At 68.9% G+C, this 14,816-nt stretch carries 13 protein-coding genes; 9 read left to right on the top strand and 4 right to left on the bottom strand.

Annotated elements, in window-relative coordinates; translation table 11 throughout:
* Window positions 1–2: 2 nt before the first annotated feature.
* From FFI97_RS30370 to fahA, 6 genes are all read left to right on the top strand, one after another.
* Window positions 3–962: an MBL fold metallo-hydrolase gene (locus FFI97_RS30370; RefSeq protein ID WP_062472733.1), complete on the top strand. Its 960-nt coding sequence runs from the start codon at window positions 3–5 to the stop codon at window positions 960–962.
* A gap of 64 nt (window positions 963–1,026) precedes the next feature.
* Window positions 1,027–2,664, top strand: coding sequence for an FAD-dependent oxidoreductase (locus FFI97_RS30365; RefSeq protein WP_139703988.1), 1,638 nt, complete (start codon window positions 1,027–1,029; stop codon window positions 2,662–2,664).
* Window positions 2,665–2,669: 5 nt separating this feature from the next.
* Window positions 2,670–2,864 carry a DUF2783 domain-containing protein gene (locus FFI97_RS30360; protein ID WP_070063480.1) on the top strand — a complete coding sequence of 65 codons (195 nt, stop codon included), beginning with the start codon at window positions 2,670–2,672 and terminating at the stop codon, window positions 2,862–2,864.
* Window positions 2,865–2,910: 46 nt separating this feature from the next.
* The gene (gene hmgA / locus FFI97_RS30355) at window positions 2,911–4,221 is read left to right on the top strand and encodes a homogentisate 1,2-dioxygenase (RefSeq protein WP_139703990.1); all 1,311 of its coding nucleotides are present in this window, start codon (window positions 2,911–2,913) and stop codon (window positions 4,219–4,221) included.
* Window positions 4,218–5,192, top strand: a complete 975-nt coding sequence (locus tag FFI97_RS30350; protein WP_139703992.1) for a Bug family tripartite tricarboxylate transporter substrate binding protein — start codon at window positions 4,218–4,220, stop codon at window positions 5,190–5,192. Before hmgA ends, FFI97_RS30350 begins: the two co-directional genes overlap by 4 nt.
* A 22-nt stretch (window positions 5,193–5,214) precedes the next feature.
* Window positions 5,215–6,480 carry a fumarylacetoacetase gene (gene fahA, locus FFI97_RS30345; protein WP_139703994.1) on the top strand — a complete coding sequence of 422 codons (1,266 nt, stop codon included), beginning with the start codon at window positions 5,215–5,217 and terminating at the stop codon, window positions 6,478–6,480.
* Window positions 6,481–6,522: 42 nt separating this feature from the next.
* Here fahA and mrdA read toward each other — a convergent pair whose 3' ends face one another.
* From mrdA to FFI97_RS30325, 4 genes are all read right to left on the bottom strand, one after another.
* A complete protein-coding gene (gene mrdA, locus FFI97_RS30340; protein WP_062472723.1) occupies window positions 6,523–8,520 on the bottom strand; it encodes a penicillin-binding protein 2 in 1,998 nt (665 codons plus the stop codon).
* 147 nt (window positions 8,521–8,667) lie between these two features.
* Window positions 8,668–9,189: a rod shape-determining protein MreD gene (gene mreD, locus FFI97_RS30335; RefSeq protein WP_062472721.1), complete on the bottom strand. Its 522-nt coding sequence runs from the start codon at window positions 9,187–9,189 to the stop codon at window positions 8,668–8,670.
* Window positions 9,186–10,148, bottom strand: a complete 963-nt coding sequence (gene mreC, locus FFI97_RS30330; protein WP_095743224.1) for a rod shape-determining protein MreC — start codon at window positions 10,146–10,148, stop codon at window positions 9,186–9,188. The genes mreD and mreC overlap by 4 nt, the downstream gene beginning before the upstream one ends.
* 86 nt (window positions 10,149–10,234) lie before the next feature.
* Window positions 10,235–11,278, bottom strand: a complete 1,044-nt coding sequence (locus FFI97_RS30325; RefSeq protein WP_056583929.1) for a rod shape-determining protein — start codon at window positions 11,276–11,278, stop codon at window positions 10,235–10,237.
* A 216-nt stretch (window positions 11,279–11,494) separates the two neighbouring features.
* Between FFI97_RS30325 and gatC the strand changes: the two genes are divergently transcribed.
* From gatC to gatB, 3 genes are read left to right on the top strand one after another with little or no spacing between them, the layout of a single operon-like run.
* A complete protein-coding gene (gene gatC / locus FFI97_RS30320; RefSeq protein ID WP_056583926.1) occupies window positions 11,495–11,794 on the top strand; it encodes an Asp-tRNA(Asn)/Glu-tRNA(Gln) amidotransferase subunit GatC in 300 nt (99 codons plus the stop codon).
* Complete coding sequence (gene gatA, locus FFI97_RS30315) at window positions 11,794–13,284, top strand: Asp-tRNA(Asn)/Glu-tRNA(Gln) amidotransferase subunit GatA (protein WP_139703997.1); 1,491 nt, start codon at window positions 11,794–11,796, stop codon at window positions 13,282–13,284. Before gatC ends, gatA begins: the two co-directional genes overlap by 1 nt.
* 1 nt (window position 13,285) lies before the next feature.
* Complete coding sequence (gene gatB, locus FFI97_RS30310; protein WP_139704000.1) at window positions 13,286–14,776, top strand: Asp-tRNA(Asn)/Glu-tRNA(Gln) amidotransferase subunit GatB; 1,491 nt, start codon at window positions 13,286–13,288, stop codon at window positions 14,774–14,776.
* The last annotated feature ends 40 nt before the right edge of the window (window positions 14,777–14,816 follow it).

Raw genomic sequence — 14,816 nt, 5'->3', positions numbered from 1 at the left:
CGATGAGCCAAGCCAAGAAATTCGCCAGCCAGGCCGACCTGGAAGAAAAGAAGATCACCTTCAGCCAGATCTCGGAGCACGCCTGGGCCTACACGGCCGAGGGCGACCCCAACACCGGGATCATCATCGGCGACGACTGCGTGCTGGTGGCCGACACCCAGGCCACGCCCGCCATGGCCGCCGACGTGGTGCGCCGCATCCGCGAAGTGACCGACAAGCCCATCAAGTACGTGGTGCTCACCCACTACCACGCGGTGCGCGTGCTGGGCGCGGCGGGCTACGGCGCCGAACACATCCTGGCCAGCCAGGACACGCGCGACCTGATCGTGGAGCGCGGCGAGGAAGACAAGGCCAGTGAAATCGGCCGCTTCCCGCGCCTGTTCCAGAACGTGGAGACGGTGCCCCCGGGCCTGACCTGGCCCACCATGACCTTCACCGGCAAGATGACGCTGTGGCTGGGCAAGCTCGAGGTGCAGCTGCTGCAGCTGGGCCGCGGCCACACCAAGGGCGACACGGTCGTCTGGCTGCCGCAGGAGCGTGCGCTGCTGTCGGGCGACCTGGTCGAATTCGGCGCCACGCCGTACGCCGGCGACGCCTACTTCCAGGACTGGCCGCAGACGCTGGACAACATCGCCGCCCTGAAGCCCCTGGCCCTGGTGCCGGGCCGCGGCGCCGCGCTGACCACGCCCGAAGCCGTGGCCGAGGGCCTGAACGGCACGCGCGCCTTCATCTCCGACGTGTACGCCAGCGTGCAGGAAGGCGTGAAGGCCGGCCGCGACCTGAACGCGGTCTACAAGGAAACCTACGCGAAGCTGCAGCCCAAGTACCAGCAGTGGGTCATCTTCGACCACTGCATGCCCTTCGACGTGAGCCGCGCCTACGACGAGGCCTCGGGCCACGCCGACCCGCGCGTGTGGACGGCCCAGCGCGACATCGACATGTGGAAGGCCCTGGAAGGCTGATCACGCCGCGACCTTCCCCCGCGCGGGGAAGGCGACGGAAACGACAAGGACACGGAGACATCACGTGATCGACTATCAAAGCCTGCGCTTCGACTACACCCGCCACGCCGACCAGGACGCCGCCGCGCCCGCCCGCCACCCCGTGGTGGTCGTGGGCGCCGGCCCGGTGGGCCTCACGCTCGCCATCGACCTCGCCCTGCGCCAGGTGCCCGTGGTGCTGCTCGACAACGACAACAGCCTGTCCAGCGGATCGCGCGCGATCTGCTTCGCCAAGCGCACGCTCGAGGTGTTCGACCGCCTCGGCTGCGGCGACCGCATGGTGGACAAGGGCGTGTCGTGGAACGTCGGCAAGGTGTTCTTCCATGACGAGCAGGTCTACCGCTTCGACCTGCTGCCCGAGCCCGGCCACGAGCGCCCGGCCTTCATCAACCTGCAGCAGTACTACGTCGAGGGCTACCTCGTCGAACGCGCCGCGGCGCTGCCGCTGATCGACCTGCGCTGGAACAACAAGGTGGTCGGCATCGAACAGCGCGACGACGGCGCGGTGCTGACCGTGGAAACGCCCGAGGGCGAGTACCGCCTGCAGGCCGGCTACGTGGCCGCCTGCGACGGCTCGCGCTCCAACCTGCGCCAGATGCTGGGGCAGGAAGCCAAGGGCCGCGTGTTCCGCGACCGCTTCCTGATCGCCGACATCACGATGGACGCGCAGCTGCCCACCGAGCGCCGCTTCTGGTTCGACCCCTCGTTCCACCCCGGCCAGAGCGTGCTGCTGCACAAGCAGGCCGACGGCATGTGGCGCGTCGACTTCCAGCTCGGCTGGGACGCCGACCCGGTGGAAGAGCGCAAACCCGAGCGCATCACGCCGCGCGTGCGCGCGCTGCTGGACAGCATCGGCTTCGAAGGCGTGCAGTTCCAGATCGGCTGGGCCAGCGTCTACACCTTCGCCTGCCAGCGCATGGAGCGCTTCCGCCACGGCCGCGTGCTGTTCGCGGGCGACTCGGCGCACGGCGTGTCGCCCTTCGGCGCGCGCGGCGCCAACTCGGGCGTGCAGGACGCCGACAACCTCGCCTGGAAGCTCGCGGCCGTGCTGGCCGGCGACGCGCCCGACGCGCTGCTCGACAGCTACGCCAGCGAACGCGAGTACGCGGCCGACGAGAACATCCGCAACTCCACGCGCGCCACCGACTTCATCACGCCCAAGAGCGAGGTGAGCCGGCTGTTCCGCGACGCGGTGCTCGAGCTGACCAAGCGCCACGCCTTCGCCCGCTCGCTGGTCAACAGCGGGCGGCTGTCGGTGGCCACGGTGCTGCGCGACTCGCCGCTCAACACGCCCGACGCCGACACCTTCGCCGGCGCGATGGTGCCCGGCGCCGCCGCGGCCGACGCGCCCGTGCGACGCGCCGACGGCAGCACCGGCTGGCTGCTGCGCGAATGCCATGTGGCGCGCTTCACCGCGCTGGTGTTCGGCACCGGCGACGCCGCCGAGCGCAGCCTGCAGGCGCTGAACGCCAGCGACCTCGCGCTGCACGTGGTGCGCGTGGAAGGCACCGGCGCCGACGCCGAACTCGCCACGCAGCGCTACGACGCGCAGCCCGGCACCGTCTACCTGTTGCGGCCCGACCAGCACGTGTGCGCGCGCTGGCGCCACCCCACGGCAGCGAACCTTCGCGCGGCCCTCGACCACGCACTGGCAAAGGCATGACCCCGATGCAACAGCAACTGATCACCACGCCGAACCTCGAAGCGCCCGACGATTTCTACGAGGCGCTCATCGAGGCCCACCAAGGGCTTTCCACCGAAGAAAGCCACGCCTTCAACGCACGGCTCGTGCTCGTGCTGGCCAACCACGTCGGCTCTCTGGCCGTGCTGCGCGAAGCCTTCGACGCGGCGCGCGCCGGCTGAACGGCCGCACGTTCTCACCTCATAGCGACTTTCGAAAGACAAGCCCATGACCCAAGCAACACCCGCCGCCGAACGGCGCTACCAGAGCGGCTTCGGCAACGAATACGCCTCCGAGGCCGTACCCGGTGCGCTGCCGCAAGGCCGCAACAACCCGCAGCGCGGCCCCTTCGACCTGTACACCGAGCTGCTCTCGGGCACCGCCTTCACGGCGCCGCGCCATGAGAACCGCCGCACCTGGCTGTACCGCCGCCAGCCCTCGGTGGTGTCGGGCCGCTACCAGCCCTACGCACAGGCGCACTGGACCACCGGCGCCGACCGCGAGATCGCGCTGCCGCCCGAACCGATGCGCTGGGGCCCGCTGCCGCTGGACGGCGCGGCCGACGTCGACTTCATCGACGGCATGCACACGCTGGCCGCCAACGGCGACGCCGAGTCGCAGGTGGGCATCGGCTCGCTGATGTACCTGGCCGGCCGCTCGATGGAGCAGCGCGCCTTCGTCAACGCCGACGGCGAGATGCTGGTGATGCCCCAACAGGGCCGCCTCGTCGTCACGACCGAACTCGGCGTGCTCGACGTCAAGCCCGGCGAAATCGTGGTGCTGCCGCGCGGCATGGCCTTCAAGGTCGCGCTGCCCGACGGGCTCTCGCGCGGCTACGTGTGCGAGAACTACGGCGCGCACTTCCGCCTGCCCGAGCTCGGCCCGATCGGCTCGAACGGCCTGGCCAACGCGCGCGACTTCCAGGCGCCCGTCGCAGCCTTCGAGGCAGATGGCGGCGCCTACGAGCTGGTGAAGAAATTCGGCGGCCGCTTCTGGACCGCGCCGACGAAGCAGTCGCCCTTCAACGTGGTCGCCTGGCACGGCAACCTCGCACCGGTGAAGTACGACACGGCCAACTTCATGGTCATCGGCTCGATCAGCTTCGACCATCCCGATCCCTCGATCTTCACCGTGCTGACCTCGCCCAGCGACACGCCCGGCACGGCCAACTGCGACTTCGTGATCTTCCCGCCGCGCTGGATGGTGATGGAAAACACCTTCCGTCCGCCGTGGTTCCACCGCAACCTCATGAGCGAGTTCATGGGCCTGGTGCTGGGCGAGTACGACGCCAAGCCGGGCGGCTTCAAGCCCGGCGGCGCGAGCCTGCACAACTGCATGGTGCCGCACGGGCCCGACGAGGAAGCCTTCGACAAGGCGACGCACGCCGACCTCAAGCCGCACAAGCTGGACAACACGCTGGCCTTCATGTTCGAGAGCCGCTACCGTTTCATCCCGACGAACTTCGCGCTGCAAAGCCCGGCGCTCGACACCGACTACACCGACTGCTGGGCCGGTCTGAAAGACCAATTCAAGGCATGACGCACGCTCTCACCCTCACCCGCCGCGCCGCGGCCCTCGCGCTGCTGGCCGCGCCCTTGTTCGCGCACGCGGCCGACTTTCCGTCCAAGCCCATCAAGTTCATCGTGCCCTACACGGCCGGCGGCACCACCGACCTCGTGGCGCGCACCGTGGGCCAGAAGGTGTCGGAGAAGCTAGGCCAGCCCGTGCTCATCGACAACCGCGGCGGCGCGGGCGGCAACATCGGCATGGACGCCGTGGCCAAGGCCGCGCCCGACGGCTACACGATCGGCTTCGGCGCGATCTCGACCAACGCGCTGAACCCGCACATCTACAAGTCGATGGCCTTCGATCCGCGCAAGGACTTCACGGCCATCAGCCTGCTGGGCATGTCGACCATCGTGCTCGAAGTGCCCGCAAGTTCGGCCATCAAGACCGTGCCCGAGCTCATCGCCGCCGCGAAGAAGAACCCCGGCCTGCCCTACGCCACCGCGGGCGCCGGCACCTCGATGAACCTGGCCGGCGTGATGTTCGCGCAGATGACCGGCACCGAGCTCACGCACGTGGCCTACAAGGGCAGCGGCCCGGCCATCACCGACATGCTGGGCAACACCATCGGCGTGATGTTCGACAACCTGCCGGCGTCGCTGCCGCACATCCAGGCCGGCAAGCTGCGCGCACTGGCGGTGGCGGGCTCCACGCGCTCGCCCTCGCTGCCCGACGTGCCGACGATGGCCGAAGCGGGCCTCAAGGGCTATGCGCTGGAGCCGTGGTTCGGCGTGTACGGCCCGGCGAAGCTGCCGGCGCCGATCGTGAAGGCGCTGAACGAAGCGTTCGTCGAAGCGCTCGCGATGCCCGACGTGAAGGCCAAGCTGCAGCAGGCCGGCTTCTCGCCGCGCGGCTCGAGCGCGCAGGAGCTCACCACGCTCACCGACACCGAATACAAGCGCCTGGGCGACGTCGCCAAAAAAGCGGGCATGACCGCAGACTGATCCGATTCAAAGAAAGACCTCCATGACCGCACTCAACGCCACCCACGACCCGAAGCTGCGCAGCTGGGTCGCCGCCGCCAACGTGGCCGGCACCGACTTCCCGATCCAGAACCTGCCCTTCGGCCGCTTCCGCGCCGCCGGCAGCAGCGAGGCCTTCCGCATCGGCGTGGCCATCGGCGACCAGATCCTCGACCTGCGCGCGGCCGGCCTCATCGACACCGACGACATGAACGTGCTGATGAACGCCTCGGTGAAAGACCGCCAGGCGCTGCGCGCCGCGATCTCCGCGGGCCTCGCCGAAGGCAGCGGCCAGCAGGCTGCATGGTCGAAGGCGTTGCTCGCGCAAGCCCAGGCCGAGATGACCGTGCCCTGCCGCATCGGCGACTACACCGACTTCTACACGGGCATCCACCACGCCACCACCATCGGCAAGCTGTTCCGCCCCGACCAGCCGCTGATGCCCAACTACAAGTGGGTGCCCATCGGTTACCACGGCCGCGCCTCGTCGATCGGCGTGAGCGGCCAGGTCTTCAAGCGCCCGCAAGGCCAGACCAAGGCACCCGACGCAGTGGCGCCGAGCTTCGGCCCCTCGAAGCGGCTGGACTACGAACTGGAGCTGGGCTTCCTCGTGGGCCGCGGCAACGCGCTCGGCGAGCCCATCGCCATCGGCGACGCCGAGGACCACCTGTTCGGCGTGACCCTGCTCAACGACTGGTCGGCGCGCGACCTGCAGGCCTGGGAATACCAGCCGCTGGGCCCCTTCCTCGCGAAGAACTTCGCCAGCACGCTGTCGCCCTGGATCGTGACGACCGAAGCGCTGGCGCCGTTCCGCGCGAAGTTCGAGCGCCCCGCCGAAGACCCGCAGCCGCTGCCCTACCTCGACGCCCCGTCGAACCGCGACAGCGGCGCGCTCGACATCACGCTCGAAGTGCTGCTGCAGACCGCGAAGATGCGCGCCGACGGCGTGGCGCCCGTGCGCCTCACGCTCGGCAACACCACCGAGGCCGCCTACTGGACCGCCGCGCAGCTCATCACGCACCACACGGTGAACGGCTGCAACCTGCAGCCCGGCGACCTGCTGGGCTCGGGCACGCTGTCGGGCCCGCAGCCCGACCAGGCCGGCTCGCTGATGGAGCTCACGCTGGGCGGCAAGCAGCCGGTCACGCTGCCGAACGGCGAGAAGCGCACCTTCCTGGAAGACGGCGACACGCTGGTGATGCGCGGCTGGTGCGAGCGCGAAGGCGCGGTGCGCATCGGCCTGGGTGAAGTCGCCGGGACGGTGGTCTGAACCTGCTGGCTTGATCGACGGTGCGCCCCGCGGGCGCATCTTTCAGGGCGTCGGCGCCGCCGACGATGCCGCGCCCGCCGGTGCCGGCACCGCGGCCGCCGCGGGCCAGGCCACCTCGCTGGCCACGCGCGGCTTGCCCATCGGCGCGCCCGCGCGGCCGATGCGCACGGCGGCCATGTCGGCCTCGCTCGGGTACTGGTCCATGAGCCAGTAGTCGAACACGCGGCGCGCCAAAGGCGCCGCAGCACCCGCGCCCCATCCGGCGTTCTCGACGATGACGGCGAGCGCGATCTTCGGGTTGTTGGCCGGTGCGTAGGCCATGAACAGCGCGTGGTCGCGCTGGTGCTCTTCGAGCGCACGCGCGTTGTACTTGGTGTTCTTGGCCTGCGTCACGGCCTGCGCCGTGCCGGTCTTGCCGGCCGCCTGGTAGCCCGCGCCCGCGAACACGCCGCGCGCCGTGCCGCTGGTGACCACGCTGGTCAGGCCTTCGCGGATCACGGCCACGTTGGCCGCCGTGTAGCCCAGGTTCTCGGCCGGCGGCTGCGGCAGCGGCACGACCTGCCCGCTGACCGTGTTGCGCATCGCCAGCGCCAGGTGCGGCCGGTGCTTCATGCCGCCGTCGGCCACGATGGCCGTGGCCTGCGCCAGCTGCAGCATGGTGAAGGCGTTGTAGCCCTGGCCGATGCCCAGCGAGATGGTCTCGCCCGCGTACCACTTCTTCTGCTCGGGCCGCTTGTAGGCGTTGCGCTTCCACTCGGTGCTGGGCAGCACGCCGCGCACCTCGCCGCCCAGGTCGATGCCGGTGATCTGGCCGAAGCCCATCGGCTTCATGAAGTCGTGGATCAGGTCCACGCCCATCTCGTTGGCCAGCGAGTAGTAGTAGATGTTGCTCGACACCTGGATCGAGCGGCGCATGTCGACGCCGCCCAGGTAGCCCTCGGGGCTGCCGAAGCGGTGGCCGCCGAAGTTGAAGTAGCCGGGGTCGTTCACCACCACGCTCGCGGCGCGCTTGCCGGTCTGCAGCGCCGCCAGCGCCATGAAGGGCTTGTAGGTGGAGCCCGGCGGGTAGGTGCCGCGCAGCGCGCGGTTGAGCAGCGGCTTGTCGATCGATTCGGTGAGCGCCTGCCAGCTCTCGGTGTCGATGCCCTCGACGAAGAGGTTGGGGTCGAATGTGGGCTTGCTCACGAAGGCCAGCACCTCGCCGGTCTTGGGGTCGATGGCCACGAGCGCGCCGCGCCGGTCGCCGTACATGTCTTCCACCAGCTTCTGAAGCTTGATGTCCAGCGACAGCATGACGGTGTTGCCCGGCGTGGCCGGGTGGCTCGCGAGCCGGCGCACGGCGCGTCCGCCGGCCGAGGTTTCCATCTGCTCGACGCCGGTCTGGCCGTGCAGCATCTTCTCGTAGCTCTGCTCGATGCCCAGCTTGCCGATGTAGTCGGTGCCCTTGTAGTTGGCCTGGTCTTCCTCGTCCCAGTCTTCCATCGCGGTCTTCTCGCGCTGGTTGATGCGGCCGATGTAGCCCAGCACGTGCGAGGCCAGCTCGCCCTGCGGGTAGTTGCGGAACAGGCGCGCCTTGATCTCCACGCCCGGGAAGCGGTAGCGCTGCGCCGCGAAGCGCGCCACTTCCTCGTCGCTCAGGCGGGTGCGGATCGGAATGGAGTCGAAGCTGCGCGAGTCTTCGCGCAGGCGCTTGAAGCGGCGGCGGTCGCGCGGCGACACCTCGAGCACGCTGGTCAGGCTGTTGATGGTCTCCTCAACATCACCGACCTTGGAGGGCGTGATCTCCAGCGTGTAGGCCGAGTAGTTGGAGGCCAGCACGATGCCGTTGCGATCGAGGATGAGCCCCCGGTTCGGCACCACCGGCACCACGGCCGTGCGGTTGCTCTCGGCCTGCTCGGCCAGGTCGGCATGGCGCACGACCTGCAGGTAGACCAGCCGCGAGCCCAGCAAGCTGAAGGCGAACAGCACCGCCAGGCCGATGACGATCACGCGGCGCTTGAAGCGCGCCAGGTCGGCGGCAACGTTGCGGATTTCGGTCATGGCGTCAGGAAGCTTAGGCGTGCGCAGGTGCGATGGCAAATGCGACGGGCGGCCGCCGCCGGGCCGCCCCAAGGCGGGCCGCGCCTCCCCCTCGGGGGGTGGAGTTACACGCAGCGAAGCGAAGTGAAAAGCCGGGGGGCACCATGACTAGAGGGGGCGGTTCTCGTCGGGTTCGGGCGTGCGGCGCTGGGGCGCCAGCAGCAGCGCGGTGGCCAGCGGCCACAGCGCCGCCTCGAGCGCCGGCGAGACCAGCACGCCCCAGCCCGGGAACACGCCGCCGCCGATCATGCGCGTGATCACCTCGATGAACTGCGACAGCGCGAACAGCGGCAGCACCTGCAACGCCTGCGAGAGCACCGGGTACCACAGCAGGCGCCGGTGGATCATGATCGCGAAGAAGCCCAGCGTGGTGTAGGACAGCGCATGCTGGCCCAGCATCGACGACTGGTGCACGTCCATGAGCAGGCCGAACATGAAGGCCGCGCCGATGCCCACGCGCGCGGGCTGGTGCACGCCCCAGAACACGATCACCAGCGCCAGCAGGTCGGGCATCCAGGCGGCGCGGCCGATGGGGATCATGTTGACCAGCAACGCCACGAGCAGGCTGGTCCACATGAAGACGGGGCTGACGGGCAGCAAGAGCTGCTGCTGGCCGGGGCGCTTGATCATCGCGTCGCTCCCGCCGGTTTCTTCTCGTTCTTGCCGGCGCCCGGCTTGCCTTCGGGGCGCTTGCGCTGGGTGGACGCGGCCTCGACGTGCGGCGGCGCCACCGGGGCACCCGAGGGCTCGAGCACCAGCACGTAGCGCGCCGCGGTCACGCGGGCCAGCGGCACGCAGTAGATGCGCGCGAAGGCCGAATCGGCGCGGCGCTCGATGCGTTCGATCTTGGCCACCGGCAGGCCGGCCGGGTAGATGCCGTCGACGCCGCTGGTAGAGAGCAGGTCGCCCTCCTGCAGGTCGGCATTGGCCGCCATGAAGCGCAGCTCCATGCCGCCGCCGTGCGCCGAGGCGTCGCCGAAGGCCACGCTGCGCACGCCGGTGCGGGTGTTCTGCACGGGAATGGCCAGGTCGCGGTCGATCACCAGCGTGACCTCGCTCGTGAAGGGCAGCACCTGCGTCACCTGGCCCAGCACGCCGCGCGCGTCGATCACCGGCGAGCCGGCGGCCACGCCCTGCGCGAGGCCCTGGTCGATGACGATCTTGCGCGTGTAGGGGTCGGCCGCGTCGTACAGCACCTCGGCCGGGCGGCCCGGCGTGGTGGTGGTCTGGCGCAGCTCGAGCAGCTCGCGCAGGCGGGCGTTGTCTTGCGCGAGCGTGTCGGCGCGGCTGGCGGTCTCGGCCTGCAGCATCAGGGCCTTGCGGGCCTCGTCTTCGTTGCGCTGCGCGGTCTGCAGCTCTTCGAAGTAGCGGCTTCCGCCCATCACCAGCATGACCGGCTTGAGCGCCGCCATCTGCACCGGGTAGAGCACCGCGCCGATGGCCGAGCGGATCGGCTTCACGAGGTGAAAGCGGGCGTCGGCGACCATGAGGAAGAGCGAGAGCGCGCCGAAGAAGATCAGCTTGCTGAGTGCCGATTGCCCCTGGTTGAACAGGGGTGGCGCTGTGCGATCGAGCGTGCCCAGAGGCATGTAGTCAGACCCGGCGGTGGTGCGGCATCAAATAACAAAAAGCCGGCCTGCGCAAGCAGAGGCCGGCCGATGATGGCTTTCGCCTTTTACTCGCTCGTGAAGATGCTGCCCAGACGGTCCATGCGCTCCAGGGCGATGCCGCAGCCGCGCACCACGCAGGTCAGCGGGTCTTCGGCCACGAGCACCGGCAGGCCGGTTTCCTCGGCGAGCAGGCGGTCGAGGTCGCGCAGCAGCGCGCCGCCGCCGGTGAGCATCATGCCGCGCTCGGCGATGTCGGCGCCCAGTTCGGGAGGCGTCTGTTCCAGCGCGTTCTTCACGGCCGAGACGATGTTGTTCAGGGGGTCGGTCAGGGCTTCCAGCACTTCGTTGCTGCTGATGGTGAAGCTGCGCGGCACGCCTTCGGACAGGTTGCGGCCCTTGACTTCCATTTCCTTGACTTCGGAGCCCGGGAAGGCCGAGCCGATGTTCTTCTTGATGACTTCGGCCGTCGGCTCGCCGATCAGCATGCCGTAGTTGCGGCGGATGTAGTTGATGATGGCTTCGTCGAAGCGGTCGCCGCCCACACGGACCGAACCCTTGTAGACCATGCCGCCCAGCGAGATCACGCCCACTTCGGTGGTGCCGCCGCCGATGTCCACCACCATCGAGCCCGAGGCTTCGCTGACGGGCAGGCCGGCGCCGATGGCCGCGGCCATGGGTTCTTCGATGAGGTAGACGGCGGTGGCGCCGGCGGCTTCGGCCGCGTCCTTGATGGCGCGGCGCTCGACCTGGGTCGAGCCGCAGGGCACGCAGATGATGATGCGCGGGCTCGGCGTGAGCAGCGTGCGCGGGTGCACCATCTTGATGAACTGCTTGATCATCTGCTCGGTGATCACGAAGTCGGCAATGACGCCGTCCTTCATCGGGCGGATGGCCTCGATGTTGCCGGGCACCTTGCCCAGCATGGCCTTGGCTTCGCGGCCGACGGCCTGGATCACCTTCTTGCCATGGGGACCGCCTTCGTGGCGGATCGCGACCACGGAGGGCTCGTCCAGCACGATGCCCTTGTTGCGGGCGAAGATCAGGGTGTTGGCGGTGCCGAGGTCGATCGCCAGGTCGGTGGAGAAGTACCGACGGAAAGCTCCAAACATGTGCGGAATCCTCTGAGCACGGCCTGCGCATCGGCAGGTCGTCGCTCTATTTTTGGGTCGTTTGACGGGGTGAATTGATCGTTTTTGGCGCAAAAGCCGGCGCGTTCGCGGGGGTTGCGGCAAAGGCGGGATAATAACCGAATCCCCTCTGAATCCCGTGTCGGCACCCTCTTCGGCGTGCGATTGCCTCCGGTTTTTTCGACCCGTCAGCCATCTATGTCTCTTTCCGCTTCCGATATTGCACGCATCGCCTCCTTGGCGCGGCTGCAGCTTGCCCCAGATGAAAGCGAGCGCATGCTCACTCAAATCAACGGCTTCTTCGATCTGGTCGAACGCATGCGCGCGGTCGACACCACCGGCGTCGAGCCGCTGGCGCATCCCGTGGCCGCGCTCGAAGACGTGACGCTGCGCCTGCGCGACGACGTCGTGAGCGAGCCGAACAACCGCGAAGCCAACCAGAAGAGCGCCCCGGCCGTCGAAGCCGGCCTGTTCCTCGTGCCCAAGGTGATCGAATGATGAGCAGCGGTGAACTGCACCAATTGAGCGTGGTCGCGCTGGCCAAAGCGCTGGCCGATCGCAAGGTGTCGGCCGTCGAGGCCTCGCAGGCGTTTCTCGGCCGCATGAAGGCCCACGAGTCGCTGGGCACCTTCGTCGACGTCAACGAAGAAGTCACGCTGGCCCAGGCCCGCGCGGCCGACGCGCTCATCGCCAAGGGCAACGCGCCTGCGCTGGCCGGCGTGCCCATTGCGCACAAGGACATCTTCGTCACCACCGATTTCGCCACCACCGCCGGCTCGAAGATGCTCGCGGGCTACCGCTCGCCCTTCGACGCGACCGTGGTGCGCCGCCTCGCCGAAGCCGGCGCGGTCACGCTGGGCAAGCTCAGCTGCGACGAGTTCGCGATGGGCTCGGCCAACGAGAACGTCGCCGTGCCCGCCGTGGGCCACGACCAAGCCGTGCCGGTGCGCAACCCCTGGAACCTCGAACGCATTCCGGGCGGCTCGTCGGGCGCCAGCGCGGCGGCAGTCGCGGCACGCCTGGCCCCTGCGGCCACCGGCACCGACACCGGCGGCTCGATCCGCCAGCCCGCTTCGTTCTGCGGCATCACCGGCATCAAGCCGACCTACGGGCGCGCCTCGCGCTACGGCATGGTGGCCTTCGCATCGAGCCTCGACCAGGCCGGCCCGATGGCCCGCTCGGCCGAAGACTGCGCGCTGCTGCTGTCGGCCTTCTGCGGCCCTGATCTCGACCGCGACTCGACCTCGCTCGACAAGCCCGCCGAAGACTTCGGCCGCTCGCTGAACGACTCGCTCGAAGGCCTGCGCATCGGCGTGCCCAAGGAGTTCTTCGGCGACGGCGTGGCGCCCGGCGTGCGCGCCGCCATCGATGCGGCGCTCGCGCAGTACGAGAAGCTCGGCGCGAAGCGCGTCGAGGTCTCGCTGCCGCGCACCGAGCTGTCGATTCCCGTGTACTACATCCTGGCCGCGGCCGAAGCCTCGAGTAACCTGAGCCGCTTCGACGGCGTCAAGTTCGGCCACCGCGCCAAGCAGTACAAGGACTTGGCCGAGATGTACGAACGCACGCGCGCCGAAGGCTTCGGCGACGAGGTGAAGCGCCGCATCATGATCGGCACCTACGTGCTCTCGCACGGCTACTACGACGCCTACTACCTGCAAGCGCAGAAAGTGCGCCGCATGATCGCGGACGACTTCCAGCAGGCGCTGACGCAGTGCGACGTGATCGCCGGCCCCGCCGCACCGACCACCGCCTGGAAGATCGGCGAACACGGCGACGACCCCGTGGCCGACTACCTCGCCGACATCTTCACGCTGCCCGCCTCGCTCGCAGGCCTTCCGGGCATGAGCGTGCCTGCAGGCTTCGACGGCGGCATGCCCGTGGGCCTGCAGCTGATCGGCAACTACTTCGGCGAAGCGAAGCTGCTGAACGCAGCGCACCGCTTCCAGCAAGCCACCGACTGGCACACGCGCACGCCGGAGGGCTTCTGACATGAGCGAGACCGTGAACACATTCGAAGCACAACAACAAGGCCGTCCGACCGGCCCGCTGGTGCGCGGCTATGAAGTCATCATCGGCTTCGAGACGCACGCCCAGCTGTCGACCGCCAGCAAGATCTTCAGCCGCGCCTCCACCGCCTTCGGCGCCGAGCCCAACACGCAGGCCTGCGCGGTCGACCTGGCACTGCCCGGCACGCTGCCCGTGATGAACAAGGGCGCGGTCGAACGCGCCATCAAGCTGGGCCTGGCGCTGGGTTCGCACATCGCGCCGCGCAGCGTGTTCGCGCGCAAGAACTACTTCTACCCCGACCTGCCCAAGGGCTACCAGATCAGCCAGTTCGAGATTCCGGTGGTGCAAGGCGGCTCGGTCTCTTTCTTCCTCGGTGAAGAGAAAAAAACCGTGCGCCTCGTGCGCGCCCACCTCGAGGAAGACGCGGGCAAGTCGCTGCACGAAGACTTCATCGGCCAGAGCGGCATCGACCTGAACCGCGCCGGCACGCCGCTGCTGGAAATCGTGACCGAGCCCGACATGCGCTCCACCGCCGAGGCCGTGGCCTATGCGAAGGAGCTGCACAAGATCGTCACGTGGATCGGCATCTGCGACGGCAACATGCAGGAAGGCAGCTTTCGCTGCGACGCCAACGTGTCGGTGCGCAAGCCCGGCGAGAAGCTCGGCACGCGCCGCGAGATCAAGAACCTGAACAGCTTCAAGTTCATGCAGCAGGCGATCGACTACGAGATCAACTCGCAGATCGACGAGCTCGAAGAAGGCCGCGCCATCGAGCAGGCGACCGTGCTGTTCGACCCCGCCACCGGGGAGACGCGCACCATGCGCACCAAGGAAGACGCGGCCGACTACCGCTACTTCCCCGACCCGGACCTGCCGCCCCTCGTGGTGGCCGCCGAGTGGATCGAGCGCGTGCGCGCCACCATGCCCGAGCTGCCGCGCGCCACGGCCGAGCGCTATGTGCGCGACCACGGCCTGTCGGAGTACGACGCCGCGCAGCTCACGCAGGGCGCGGCGCTGGCCCGCTACTTCGACGACGCGGTGAACGCCGGCGCGGCGCCCAAGCTGGCCAGCAACTGGATCACCGGCGAGATGGCACGCCGCCTGAACGCCGCCGAGATCGGCATCGAGGCCGCGCCCGTGAAGGCCGCGCAGCTCGCGCAACTGGTGACGCGCATCGCCGACGGCACGCTGCCGAACAACGCCGCGCGCCAGGTGTTCGAAGCGCTGTGGAGCGGCGAAGGCAGCGATGTCGACGCGATCATCGAAGCGAAAGACCTGAAGCCGATGAACGACACCGGCGCGCTCGACAAGATCCTCGACGAGGTGATTGCCAAGAACGCGAAGAACGTCGAGGAATACCGCGGCGGCAAGGAAAAGGCGCTCAACGGCCTCGTGGGCCAGGTCATGAAGGCCAGCGGGGGCAAGGCGAACCCGGCGCAGGTCACCGAGCTGCTGAAAGCCAAGCTGGGCTGATCCATCCAACCCCGGGGCCTTGCGCAAGGCCCCGGCAGGT

Origin of the sequence: Variovorax sp. KBS0712, from assembly GCF_006323185.2 — a bacterium.
Taxonomy (GTDB): domain Bacteria; phylum Pseudomonadota; class Gammaproteobacteria; order Burkholderiales; family Burkholderiaceae_C; genus Variovorax; species Variovorax boronicumulans.
Note: the sequence above shows the minus strand (reverse complement) of the source record. Positions and strands in the feature narration are given on the sequence as shown.